We start from the raw sequence: 13283 nt of genomic DNA, 5'->3' as shown, positions 1-13283 counted from the left end.
CCTTGTTTTTATAAATTAACAACTTTATCCTGCTGAGGTGCCTTGTAATTCAACATATCTAGCAAATTAGCAGTTAATTGAGCATATCTAGGGTTTGCTCTATTTCTAGGGCGTGTCATATCAACGTTTATAATATCCTTAATCTTTCCTGGCCCATGTGTCATAACAACTATTTTATCTGCTAGATAAACTGCTTCATCAACACTATGAGTAACAAAAATAATAGTTTTTTTGTTTTTCTCCCAAATATTAAGCAGCTCTTGCTGTAATAGAATTCTAGTATGGGCATCTAGTGCCCCAAATGGTTCGTCCATAAGTAGTAAATCAGGATCAGTTGCAAGAGAACGAGCTATTGCAACCCTTTGTTGCATTCCTCCTGATAATTCATAAGGGTAGCTATTGCTAAAATCGCTAAGCCCTACTAAGTCTAAATAATTTTCTCCGATCTGTTGCCGTTCAGCTTTTTTAATACCAGCAAATTCTAAACCTACAGTTACATTTTCCATTACACTACGCCAAGGAAATAGGGAATACTCTTGAAAAACCATACCTATATCTCTATTCGTTTTTTGTATTTTACGTCCTTGGTAAACTATTTCACCGCCAGTAATACTCTCTAAGCCAGCAACCATTCTAAGTAGTGTAGATTTTCCGCAACCAGATGGTCCTAATAAACATACAAAGTCATTATGGTTTATTTCTAAATTTATATTATCTAATGCATGAATAATTTGCTTTTTTTCTGTAATGTATCTTTTTATTACTTCCTTTATTTGTAGAACAGTTTTCACAAAAACCCTCCTCGTATAATATGTTTAGTTCCACTTTTGAAATGGCCTAAACATATTTTTTTATTTTATTTAAGATATCCCAGTGCTAATCTATTCATAAGAACGATTGGCGAAGGAAAATTCTTCCTCTCCTTGCAAAACCTAAACGGTTATTGCCAATAAAGCGTGCTTCCTGACTTAGTTGCCATATTCTGCTTACTCAGATGCTGCATCCCTTTGACTAGCCAGCAGCAAGGTATTTTTCAAAGGTGAATGCTAATAATGCGAGGTTGCAGTCAGCTTCTAAGATTGGGATATCTCCTTTAATAATTGTTCCACCATTATCTTCCTATGAAAGGTGGTGATTTGATGAAGAACAATGTTCTATCAACTTTATTCGTTGGTATTGATGTTAGTTCAAAAACCAATGTTTTGTGTGCTCTTGATTTTCAAGGTAATAAACTCCTAAGTTTAAAGACTCAAAATAATCAACCAGGTGCTGAAGCTATTTTAGATAGTATTGTTACTTGTTTAAATTCCAATGGCTTAAAATATGTGGTTATAGCTTTAGAATCAACCTCATTTTATAGTACTCATATTGCTAATTTTCTTTCCTCTAACCAAGACTTATTGTTTTTTAAGCCTCTAGTCTACTGTCTTAACCCTAAGTCTGTTGCTAATTACAGAAAATCTTTTGTTGATATGAATAAGACCGATCCGTTAGATGCTTTTGTAATTGCCGACTTCGCTAGAGTTGGTCGAATTACTTGCAAACCTTGGCGCGGCGCTCAGTTTCTTGCTTTGCAAAGACTTTCTAGGCATAGACTTCATTTGGTTGAATGTATTACCAGAGAAAAAGCGTATATGGTTTCTAATATTTATTTAAAGTTTAGTGAGTTGGCTGTTTTGGATAAAGATAACAAGCCTTTTTCTAATACCTATGGCACTACTTCTGCTGCTGTTTTAACTGAATTTTTATCTCTAGACGATATTACTTATTCTTCTATTGATGATCTTGTAGCTTTTGTGTCTGCTAAGGGTAAGAATCGTTTTGCTAATCCTTATGAGACCGCTAAGCTACTGCAAAAAGCAGCTAGAGATTCTTATCGTTTAGATAAAATGTTATATGAGCCTTTAAACACCTCAATTGCTTCTTCCTTTAATATAATTAAGGCCTTCGAAGATGAAATAAAAACTATTGATAAAGCTATTACAAAAACTATTAAAGGTCTTAATACTACAGAGTATCAATCTCTTATTTCAGTTCCAGGCATCGGACCAGTGCTTGCTAGCGGTATTCTTGCCGAAATAGGTACTATTTCTTCCTTTGACTCTCACGATGCTTTTGCTAAATATGCTGGTCTTACCTGGAGAGTAAACCAATCTGGAAACTATTCTGCTGATGATACTCGTATGACTAAAACTGGTAATAAATATCTAAGGTATTACTTAATCGAGGCTGCAAATAGCGTTAAGAACCATGTGCCTGAATACAAAGATTTTTACCTTAAAAAATATAGTGAAGTAACTACTCACCAACACAAAAGAGCACTCGCACTTACATCGCGTAAATTAGTACGTCTGATTTTTGGCTTGCTGACTAAAAATCAAATTTACTCCAGCAATAAAGTTGGAGAAGTTTAATTAAAATCTTCCTTCCTAACCTATTTTTTTTGTTGCAAAACGATAGGTTTAATTTGTGTTGCCCTTTTTTAAATAAACGATTAGTTTTCTTTAAAATTTGTGTCTTGACATATTACCAGATTGCTTATCTAGATAGCTTTTGCCAAGCAAATTTTTTGGTTTCAAACTTTCTAAATACAAAATCTAATATTGCACCAACAACACCTATCGATACCATGCCGGCAATTACTACATCTGTACGTGCTACTGTATAAGCATGTGTTATAAGGTATCCAACTCCGGAAACACTTCCCGGCAACATTTCTGCTGATACCAAACACATCCAAGCTACCCCTAAACCTATCCTCATTCCAGTTACTATTGATGGTGCCGCCGCAGGTATTAAAACTTTTTTTAATATATCCCAATCACTAGCTCCCAAAGTACGAGCAGAGTCTACCATGGTTTTTCTAACACTTTGGACTCCATAAATCGTACTGGTTATGATTGGGAAAAACGCTCCTATAAATATTATAAATATCATTGATATTTGAATATTTCTTAAAAACAAATATATTTGTCCACTGTCTATAGGAAATATAGTAGCTAAACTAGTAACTCCAAACCATGCTAATACTAAAGGAACCCAAGCTAAAGGTGGTATTGGACGAAAAAGACCAATAAAATTGTTTAATAAATTAAAAACTATACTTTTATATCCCATCATAATACCAAGAGGTATTGCGATTATTACTGCTAAACAGTATCCGGTTAAAACTCTAAAAAGACTAATAGCAATATTGTCTACTAATGATCCCATACTTAAAATAGGAAAAGTAGGATTTGCTAAAATAATAACTACACTTGTAACTGATGGTAATATCATCGGATTATCAATTATTATTGATAATAATTGCCATATACCTAAAAATGCAATTGGAACAAAAATAGGAATTATATAGTTAAATATTTTTTTATAATCATATATTGGTGTTTCTAAATTAGTTTCTAATTCAATGTTTTGAGAACTGTTGTTCACTTTCCCCATCTCTTTCTTTAATAGTTTTATTGTGATGTTTGTGATACAGTAAACTACTATATCACAAACATATAATTAAAAATTATTTGATTATTGCAAAGTCTTTTCCACAATATCAAAGTTAAACAAAAATTCATCCACTTCTTCTAATTCTTTATCTTGTAGTGCACCTGTGAAATTACCCATATCATTTAAAACATCTAAATAAATTCCAGCACCTCTCACCCAATTTTCTGAGGGATCAGTAGTATAAACTACAGTTGACTTTTGAGCAGCATCTTGAGGAATGCCAATCCAATCAGCTGTTACTTCAGCGAGTATATCTCTGTTTTCATTACAATAACTAGATGCATCTGTCATTACTTGCATAAATTGTTCTGCTACTTTAACATCATCTGTTAGTAAAGCCTCTGTAGCAGCTACAATACAACAAGGAAAGTCATGCCAGTAACCTTCTGGTGGCAAATCACGCAAGTCTAAAACTAGTTCACCTACACCAGTAGTAGTTGCTACTTGAGGATGTGGTGAAGGCCCTACCCAAGCATCCACTTGGTTACTATTCATAGCAGGAATAAAGTTTGAAGTCGCTCTTAAATCAACCATTAATATATCTGCAGTTAAATCATTTATATCAGCTGTAAAATCTATTCCTTCTCTATGTAATGCTCCTTCAAAAACTATTTTAGGAGCACTTGTAGGTGAGTGATAACCAATTTTCACAGGTTCGTCTTGCTCTTCTACATATGCTAAAAATTCGCCCCAACCTTTCACACCGCTTCCTTGAGGAAATACTAAACCTAAACCTTCTGTATGTATTGGCCCAAGTATTTTAAATGGTGTTCCATTATCTATGCCTGTCATGGCAGCAGTAATTGAAAATAAGGCCATGTCTATATGATTTTGTGCAAAAAGTGTTGCAGCTTCTGATCCACTTTTAGTTGCTATTAGTTCTACATCTGCTATAGCTTCACCATCTGAAATTAGTTTATATTCTTCTTTGTCAATTACAGTTTGTAAAAAAGGTCCATTTTCGCTAATATCTTCTCCTTTTTTTGCAGCTACAAATAGCGGAGATTGGTGGTCAACATGAACATATCCAACCTGTATTAAAGGTAACTCTTCACCCGTTTTTCCTGTTTCACTAGTTCCACATCCACCCAACATAAACATTGCAGATATCATTAAGATAACACTAAAATAAATAAAGCCTCTTTTTTTCATCAAATTTTCCCTCTCTCTTTTTTAAATTTAACTAACATTACGCCCTAGTAATGCAGCTCCTAATGCTCCTGTGTATTGACATAATTCAGGAATTATTACTTCACACCCCAATTCTTGTATTAGTGCTAATTGTACTCCTTTGTTTAGTGCCACCCCCCCTGTTAGTGCAACTTCACCTTTTATACCCATTCTTTTTGTCATAGCTGCTGTTCTTTTAGCAACTGATTGATGTAATCCAGCAATAATTCCGCTTTTAGATGATCCCTTTGCCATTAGTCCTATAATTTCTGATTCTGCAAATACTGTGCACATATTATTAATAGGAACTAATTCTGCTTGGTTTTCAAAATCACCTAAATCGCTTACATCAATACTCATGGCAGTAGCCATGACTTGTAAAAATTTCCCTGTACCTGCCGCACATTTATCATTCATAGCAAAGTCTAATACCTTACCCTTACTGTCTATATGAATAACTTTACTGTCTTGTCCACCAATATCAACAATAGTGCGAACTTTAGGACATAGTTCAGCAACCCCTCTGGCATGACAGCTTATCTCAGTAAATTTTTTATCAGCTATATCTAATGCAACTCTTCCATAGCCAGTGACTGTAATATTATCAATATCAAAGGAAGATATTTTTGCTTTTTCAACTAAAATATCTACTAGCTGACCACCTGCATCTCGGGGACTCCACCCAGTAGGAATGATTGCTCTGTGCTGTGCATTATTAGTTACAATAACACCTTTTGCAGCAACAGAGCCTATATCAATTCCTATAGTAATCATTTCTCAACCATCTCCAACATTGCTTCTATTCGCACCTTTAAGCTTTCCGTATCTGAATTTGAATAATCAGTCTCTAAGTGTAAATAAGGTAAGTCTTTATTTTTTATTACTTTTTCTACTTCATAAGACTCTATATTATAGGTATGACAAGCCTGCCACGTTAAATCTATTACCGCATCGACTTTAAATTCTTCTACCATTTTTTCTAAAAGTTCCATTCTATAAGGATTCGGACTCATGCAAGAACATGGTATTTGCAGATATTTTTCTGCAAGTGCTACGATTGGGTCACTATGTTCCTTGTTAGCCTGTAGTTCTAGTGTCTTATAACCAGTACAATTTTCTAAAGCAACTACTGCTCCACCAACCTCTTCTGTAATACTTATTACTTTTTCACTACCTAAACCAATAGGACAACCAGTAATTAAAACTCTTGGTCTGTTCTTAGATTTTACATCTACACTTGCTGCTGCAGCTTCAGTAAAACCATTAAGCATATCTATAACTTCAACTTTATCTATATTAAACCCCCTAGACCACGAAACGGTCAGCAAATCTATACCACTAAGGGGGGGAGGGTCCATTTTATTTAGGTCACATATAGACTTTATGGCTTCTGTTTCTATGTTAATTGTATCTATAGCCTTCCAAATAGCCTCATCAGTAATTTCAACATCAAATTCTTCTTCTAACCTAGTACGTAATGCTCTAACTTCCCTTACCCATAAATCAAAAGATTCTTTACCTTCTGTTTTATAAGGTAATTGCATTACATGAACCGGCTTTGTCTCTTCCATAATTTCAAACATTTTCTTTTTGCCATCACATGTGGTTTCCCCTACAACTAAATCGGAAAAATAAAAGAAAGGACAGGTATCACTAGTTGCAAAACCATAAGAGGATTTTATTAAAGGACAAAGGTTTCGTGGCAGCACTTCCTCTGCTACTGGAATAGGCTCTTCTTTTGTTCCACATAATCCTACTGGAATAGCTCCTGCTGCAACTACTAGTTCTTCAGGAAAATATGTACAATACTTTCCAACAACCTTCATACCATTTTCTTTGCCTTCTTTAATTCTCATAACATTAACTTCTCTTATCTTAGTAAAATCATCAACTGAACTTTTCAAGGCCGTACTCTCCCCTCGTATTTTTTATAATGCTACCATAGTTTTGGTTATAGTAAAAATAACTTTTTGTTATAATTGGCGCTTTATAATAGGTTTTATATGCATTATTAAATTAATTCATAAATATGATTCTGCTGCAAAAAGTAACTACAACAAACTTAAGGCTGAGCAAACATGTTTATCTAAGTCCCGAATAGCAAGGCGTGGTGCATAGATCACGGCTAAGTATAAATAAAAAATCATTTTAGATAATAAGTGCTAAGCTAAAATGAAGGTAAAGACCGATGAGTGGCGTGATAAACATGTTTGCTCAGCCGATTCCATACTCTAAGTTTAGCTTTTTGCAGTGGAATCAAATATATAAACTAAATTTTTCATAACCCCCGGTTATATTATTTATTAATATTTTCAAAGCAAAAAACCTGGCAATAAACACCAGGTTTTTAAGGCTTTTTCTATTTATTCATTTTCTCTCTGTAAACGTTTTAAGCGTCCACCTAAATAGCTTGAATACTTTATAATTTCAACATCATCTATGGTTACTAGTCCATCTTCTATAAGGTGTTCTATAGCTAATATGTAGTTATCTATGTAATCTGTGCTATCTACTACTTCTACAATTATTGGTAAATCTGAAGATAACTCTACCAAACGACTAGTTTGAATTCTTACATTAGCTCCAAAACCCTCAATACCTTTTATTACTGTTATCCCTGCCATATCCATTTCTTTAGCTTTTAACACAAGAGCATGATAAAGAGATATCCCTTTATACTTTGCCTGCTCTCCTATATATATTCTTAACCTTTTAGCAGGACCAGAAAATTTAAATTTACCCATTTTCTAATACCTCCAATCAGGTAACTTTAGCAATTACAAAACCTGCACTAGTTGCAATTAAACATAAAACTATATTAGTAAGTATGTTTAAAATGCCTTTTAAATATAATCCATCTCTAAAAAGCATTAAAGTTTCAACAGAAAAGGATGAAAAAGTGGTAAACGCTCCCCCTATTCCAATAACTAAAAAAAGTTTCCAGTTACTACTCACTAAACCTGTTTCTAATCCTTTTAAAATTAAATATCCAACAACAAAGCAACCCGACATATTAACAATTAATGTTCCCCAAGGAAATGCAGAAAGCCACCTCATACTAACATATGACGCTAACAAATAGCGTAAAACTGCTCCAATTGCTCCTCCTACAGCTACGTAAAGTACTGTCAATAAATACACATCCTTTACTTGAAACACGACTAGTACAAAATTCTTTAGTTGCAAAAAAAAAATAAAGACGGATTAAAGTTATTTTTAACCGCCTTTAAAATTATTATTAATTTTTGATTTTGCTATGGGTTGTTTAAGCTCATTAGTTAAGATTACTATATAACTAATTTTAGAACTTCATTAACTCTACTCCAATCTTCTCTTAATGATTCTGTTCCCATTAGCGTACCTATATGTCCACCTTCTGTTAATATTTCTATAACATTTTCCTCAGGTGTACTTATATAATTTTTAAGTGCAAATGCTTGTGGGGGTGGTGTTATATGATCTTTAGCTCCTGCCATTATTATAACGGGACAATTTATGTTTCTTAAGTCAACTGGCTTACCATCAATTTTCATTGCTCCTGGTTTAGTTAGGTTGTTTTCTTTGAAAATATTCTTTATTATTTCTAAATAAAACTTACCCGGAAGCATCTGGGTATATTCATACCAATTTTCAAATCGAATAAACCTTTTAATATTATCTTCATCATCTTCTTGTATCCACTTCCATAATCTTTGGTACTTACGCACATAATGTTCTTCTGCTTGCATATTTTTAAAACCCATAAGAATATATTTACCGTCCATTAAGCCATTCCCACGTGCAACTAAGTATTCAAAGAAACTCATAGGAAGTTGTGCATCATCAACAATTGGAGAAGGTGCTGCCTGCATATCAATTGGAGCAGCAGCTTTTATTAAGGTTGCAATTTTATCTTGATATAAACAAGTGTATATTGTAGCTTGCCAACCTCCTTGACATTGACCCACTAAGTGAATTTTAAATATTCCCGTTCTTCTACGAACCTCTTCTACCGCTTCATCAGTAAGACGGATATAATCACTTATTCCCAAATTTTTGTATTCAGGAGTTGCCGAAAGCCATTGTGTAACATATACATCATAACCATACCTATGGAATACCCTAACTAAGCTTTGCGCAGGTGAATAATCAGCCAAGTTTGAATGGTGTCCAGCCTGAGGTGGTAGAATTAATACTGGCCTTCTTGCTGTAGTATCATCTCTATTAGGAAAATGCCTCAAACGCAATGTTTGATGCTCATAGATAATATTGTTGGGTGTACACCAAGTAGTTTTAGGGTTTTTTAATTCATTTAATATACTCCAATATCTCTTCGTTTTTTTTTGTTGAGCTAACATATCTGGTGGTATAAACATTTTAAGTAGTTCTTCTCTATTATTAAATTGATTAAACAACATAATGATACCCTCCTTTTGAAAAGGGATATATCCGCTAAATAATTACTTTGTGAGCTAAAATATTTTCATATGTTTCTAAATTTAATGCAGAATACTCCTCTAATTTAATGTCATAATAATATAGTTGCTCAGGTACTAGTTGTGGATTCGCCCCTTCTTTTTGATATTTCTTTTTTAATTCTTTATTTAAATTCACTTCTTTACTTATTCGAATAAATACTGGCCTTTCATGAGGTGGAAGCTTTCTTTTTATATAATCATTAAACTCTTTCCAATTAAGTTTTTCTCCTTCTAGTAAAGTAATTACAGCCATACCGCATCGCCCCTCAAACCCCGGCAAAGATTTACCAAATACGTAGGCATCATCAATAGCTCCAAAAAATTTCTTTATAACATCAGCTACTCTATGAGCTGAAATAGTTCTTCCTTTCCAACGATAAATATCTCCCATCCTTCGCACAAAGGAAATATAATCATTTTCATGTAACTGCATTAAGTCGCCTGTGTTAAAGTATTTATCTCCTGGTACAAAAACATTATTTAGAATTCTTGACTCACTTTCATTAGGATCATTAATATAGCCTTCAAAATTGTTAAGTTCATTAATTTCACCTAATAATAATCCAACTTCCCCTATCGAGCACTTTATAGCTTTTCCTTCATCATCTGTAACTATCTTATCATTAATAATATCATATTTAACAAGTTCACCCTGTCTGATTCCAGCTAAGTTCAAGTTACCGCACATACCCGGAACTTCTTCAGTATTAATAAATATACCCACATTTTCAGTTGTGCCATATATTTCAACAATGCTATCAACACCAAACCTCTCTTTAAAAGGTTGAACAAGATCTTTATTCATACCATTACTAATCATCGCCTTTAAACTATGGTTTTTATCATCGGGCAATGGTTGTTGGTTATAAAGATATCTAAACATTTCTCCTACACCGACACAATAATCTGCTTTATACTTTCTTATGTCATTCCAGAAATTTGTTACAGAAAACCCACTTTTTATAACCATTGTACTACCAGTAGCAATCATACTTGAAAAACAAGCATTAAAACCGGTGTTTAAATGTAATGGCAAACATAAATATTGAATGCTATTTTCATTTATTGCAGTAAAAACCTCTGTAGCTTTCCCAAGCATCAGCCACTTTTGATGAGTTATTGGGATTGCCTTTCTGTGCCCACCACTACCAGAAGTATATATATATACAAGTGATTCGAAACTATTAATATCTTTAGTTAGATCAGGGTTTTCCTTTTTAGTAGGTAATAAATCATTTAAAACCTTTATTCCATCAAATTTTTTTATATCTTCTTCATTATGAATATAAATATCTCCTGGTGCTCTTAATCTAATAAAATATTTAGCATCATATATGATTCCCATATATTTATCACTACTAATAATAGCTCGAGCATCACAAAGATTAATATCTTCTGCTAGGCTTTCACTTCGAAGCTCAGTATTTATTAATGATGTTATAACACCTAGCTTACTAAGTCCAATAATAATAGCTATATAGTCTATTGAATTGTCCATTAGTAAAGCTATAACATCACCTCGATTATAGCCTGTAGATGAAAAATACCAGGCGTAGCGGTTTGACAGCTGATTTAACTGTTCATAAGTAACCTGACTATCCTGGTATATTAAAGCTATATCGTTCGGCTTTTCGATTGCTAATTTTTCAATCCTATAACCCAACGAGTTCTTAAAATCTCTTTTTAAACCATCTAAAAACTCAACATATCTTTTTGAATCTGACATACTTTGCCTCCAACCTATTTGCTATCGTCTTCATTAGAATTTTGCTTAGTGTAATTAAACATATTAAAGGGTTTTTTGGTTAGACTTTCTTGTAAATTCTCTTGCCCTATACGAATAGTTTCCTTCATTATGTTTTTCATTTGCTCTTGATTCTTTTTGGCTTGGTTAGCCATTACATTAAACACTTCTTTTTGCTCGTCAGCTACTTTCTTGCTTTGTTCCATATACTTATTAAAAAAATCTTTAGTTTTCTCTTGGTTAAAAGCCATGTTTTCCATAGAAACTTTAAACATTTGCCAATAGTTATCGAATATCTTATTTGCGGTATTAAAAGATTTTTCAAACTGGTCATGTTTAAACATATTATTATACCCCCTTTATTAGTTTTATCATCTTTGATTGACAAATTGCTACTATAAATCGACATTGTTTTATTTGTTATCCTATTTTAATAGTAAGGCAACATAACTTTTAATGTCAATATTATAGCATTATAGAATAAACACCAGTTTAACCTATAATTTAAATTTAAGAATTTTTTATTTCTACTTTATGCAAACTATAATTAGGTTAAATTAATCGGAGGTAATATTTAAATTGTCTATTGTTATTGAAACAAAAAATCTTACAAAATACTATGGAAATACACTTGGTATAGTTGATATAAGTCTACAAATTAAAAAAGGAGAAATATTTGGTTTTATTGGCCCTAATGGTGCTGGTAAATCTACCACCATACGAACACTGCTAAACTTTATCTTTCCTACTAGTGGCTTTGCTACTATATTAGGAATGGATATAGTTAAAGATACTAAACAAATAAAAAAACATGTTGGATATTTAGCAGGAGAAATAGACTATTATGATGATATGACTGTTAATGAACTTTTGGATTATTCTGCTAGGTTTTATGAGTTAGGAGCTACTAAGCGTATTGAAGAATTAAGTGACATTTTTGAGCTTAATTTAAGAAAAAAAATTAAAACATTATCTTTAGGTAATAAGAAAAAGGTTGGTATAATCCAGGCACTCTTGCACAATCCGAAATTATTAATACTTGATGAGCCAACTAGTGGATTAGACCCTCTTATGCAAAAACGTTTTTTTGAAGTCCTAAAAGAAGAAAACGAAAAAGGAACTACTATATTTTTCTCCTCTCATGTTTTAAATGAAGTACAAAAATTTTGTGAAAGAGTAGCAATAATTAAAAATGGTGTAATTTTACAAATAGAAAGAGTGGAAGAGTTAAGAAAAGGTGAATTTCGCAAAGTATTTATTAATTTTAAGAATAACGAAACAGTACCACACTTAGATATTGAAGGCATAATAAATTCATACTATGATAATCACTCACTTAGACTTTTTTACAACGGAGATATTAATGACTTAGTAAGGGCTCTTTCACAGTATAACTTAGAAAGCCTTTGGCTTGAGGAACCTACTTTAGAAGAAGTTTTTATGCACTACTATGAAGTGGAGGAAAATTATGAATCTCCTTCGTCGTGAATTAAGAGCCAATAGAAAAACTTTAATAATATGGACTGCTGCACTATCGGGCTTAAACATTTTAATGATGGCACTTTTTCCAGCCTTTGCAGAAGATGCAGAAGCTCTAGATTCTTTAATTAAAATGTACCCTGAAGGTTTTCTAAGAGCATTTGGCTTAGATGTATTAAGCTTAGCTGACCCAATAGGTTTTTATGCTACTGAAGCTTATTTTATGATTGTTTTATTTGGCGGTATTTTTGCAGCTATTTTAGGTTCAACTTTGCTATCAAAGGAAGAAGACGATAAAACTATAGAATTCTTATTAGCAAAGCCTATAACTAGAAGTAGAATATTAACCGAAAAAATTATCTGCTTCATTTTATATATAGCTCTTTTTAATATAATTATAGATATAGTAACCTTTGCTTCTTTTGAAGTTTTTGTTACCACCGAATATTCACAATTACTACTTTTGTATTTACTTTCTGGACCATTTTTTGCTCATTTAACCTTTGCTAGTATTGCTTTTTTATTAGCCTTGTTCTTTGCTGGTAAAAAATCAGCTTACTCTGCAAGTATAGGACTAGTTTTAGTACTCTACTTTTTTGACCTTATAGCTACATTAACCGAACAAGCAGAATTTTTAAGGTGCTTATCTCCTTTTTACTATATAAATGCTGTAGATATAGTAGTGAATGAAGGAATTGATATTTTTAATATATTAGTACTCTTAGCAGTTTGTTTATTAGTTCTCTTAATTACCTATGTTCTATACAATAAAAGAGATATTACAGTTTAATAGATTTGTTAAATTAAAATAATATGAGCACAGAATCCTGTGCTCATACATAATAATCTATTTTAATTCTTCCATAGAATTTATTGGAACATATTCAGGAACAACTATACCTAATTGTACATATTAAGACACGAATACAAAA

At 32.6% G+C, this 13283-nt stretch carries 13 protein-coding genes; 3 read left to right on the top strand and 10 right to left on the bottom strand.

Annotated elements, in window-relative coordinates:
• Positions 1–8 precede the first annotated feature (8 nt).
• Positions 9–791 (bottom strand): ABC transporter ATP-binding protein, encoded by a 783-nt coding sequence (locus SYNTR_RS00265; RefSeq protein WP_156202620.1) that lies wholly within the window; start codon positions 789–791, stop codon positions 9–11.
• A 348-nt stretch (positions 792–1139) separates the two neighbouring features.
• Here SYNTR_RS00265 and SYNTR_RS00260 point away from each other — a divergent pair, with 348 nt between their 5' ends.
• Positions 1140–2414 (top strand): IS110 family RNA-guided transposase, encoded by a 1275-nt coding sequence (locus SYNTR_RS00260; RefSeq protein WP_338140459.1) that lies wholly within the window; start codon positions 1140–1142, stop codon positions 2412–2414.
• Positions 2415–2538: 124 nt separating this feature from the next.
• Here the strand turns inward: SYNTR_RS00260 and SYNTR_RS00255 are convergent, their stop codons facing one another.
• The 9 genes from SYNTR_RS00255 to SYNTR_RS00215 all read right to left on the bottom strand — a co-directional run bounded on the left by SYNTR_RS00255 (position 2539) and on the right by SYNTR_RS00215 (position 11216).
• Positions 2539–3432, bottom strand: a complete 894-nt coding sequence (locus SYNTR_RS00255; RefSeq protein ID WP_197079129.1) for an ABC transporter permease — start codon at positions 3430–3432, stop codon at positions 2539–2541.
• Positions 3433–3522: 90 nt separating this feature from the next.
• Positions 3523–4653, bottom strand: a complete 1131-nt coding sequence (locus SYNTR_RS00250; protein WP_156202617.1) for an ABC transporter substrate-binding protein — start codon at positions 4651–4653, stop codon at positions 3523–3525.
• A gap of 27 nt (positions 4654–4680) precedes the next feature.
• Positions 4681–5445, bottom strand: coding sequence for an acyl-CoA dehydratase activase (locus tag SYNTR_RS00245; protein ID WP_156202616.1), 765 nt, complete (start codon positions 5443–5445; stop codon positions 4681–4683).
• Positions 5442–6575, bottom strand: coding sequence for a double-cubane-cluster-containing anaerobic reductase (locus SYNTR_RS00240; protein WP_243140202.1), 1134 nt, complete (start codon positions 6573–6575; stop codon positions 5442–5444). The genes SYNTR_RS00245 and SYNTR_RS00240 overlap by 4 nt, the downstream gene beginning before the upstream one ends.
• A 459-nt stretch (positions 6576–7034) precedes the next feature.
• Positions 7035–7415 (bottom strand): DUF190 domain-containing protein, encoded by a 381-nt coding sequence (locus tag SYNTR_RS00235; RefSeq protein WP_156202615.1) that lies wholly within the window; start codon positions 7413–7415, stop codon positions 7035–7037.
• A gap of 16 nt (positions 7416–7431) precedes the next feature.
• Complete coding sequence (gene crcB / locus SYNTR_RS00230; RefSeq protein WP_197079128.1) at positions 7432–7803, bottom strand: fluoride efflux transporter CrcB; 372 nt, start codon at positions 7801–7803, stop codon at positions 7432–7434.
• Positions 7804–7958: 155 nt separating this feature from the next.
• On the bottom strand, positions 7959–9068 hold the full coding sequence (locus tag SYNTR_RS00225; RefSeq protein WP_156202613.1) for an alpha/beta fold hydrolase: 1110 nt from the start codon (positions 9066–9068) through the stop codon (positions 7959–7961).
• Positions 9069–9102: 34 nt separating this feature from the next.
• Entirely contained in the window at positions 9103–10854 is a 1752-nt protein-coding gene (locus SYNTR_RS00220) for an AMP-binding protein (RefSeq protein ID WP_156202612.1), read from the bottom strand.
• Between the two features lie 14 nt (positions 10855–10868).
• Entirely contained in the window at positions 10869–11216 is a 348-nt protein-coding gene (locus SYNTR_RS00215; protein WP_156202611.1) for a hypothetical protein, read from the bottom strand.
• 235 nt (positions 11217–11451) lie between these two features.
• Between SYNTR_RS00215 and SYNTR_RS00210 the strand changes: the two genes are divergently transcribed.
• Together SYNTR_RS00210 and SYNTR_RS00205 are read left to right on the top strand one after the other, a co-directional pair.
• Complete coding sequence (locus SYNTR_RS00210) at positions 11452–12360, top strand: ABC transporter ATP-binding protein (RefSeq protein ID WP_243140201.1); 909 nt, start codon at positions 11452–11454, stop codon at positions 12358–12360.
• Complete coding sequence (locus SYNTR_RS00205; RefSeq protein WP_197079127.1) at positions 12341–13141, top strand: ABC transporter permease subunit; 801 nt, start codon at positions 12341–12343, stop codon at positions 13139–13141. Before SYNTR_RS00210 ends, SYNTR_RS00205 begins: the two co-directional genes overlap by 20 nt.
• Positions 13142–13283: the final 142 nt, after the last annotated feature.

This window comes from Candidatus Syntrophocurvum alkaliphilum, from assembly GCF_009734445.1.
Classification (GTDB): Bacteria; Bacillota; Syntrophomonadia; order Syntrophomonadales; family Syntrophomonadaceae; genus Syntrophocurvum; species Syntrophocurvum alkaliphilum.
Note: the sequence above shows the minus strand (reverse complement) of the source record. Positions and strands in the feature narration are given on the sequence as shown.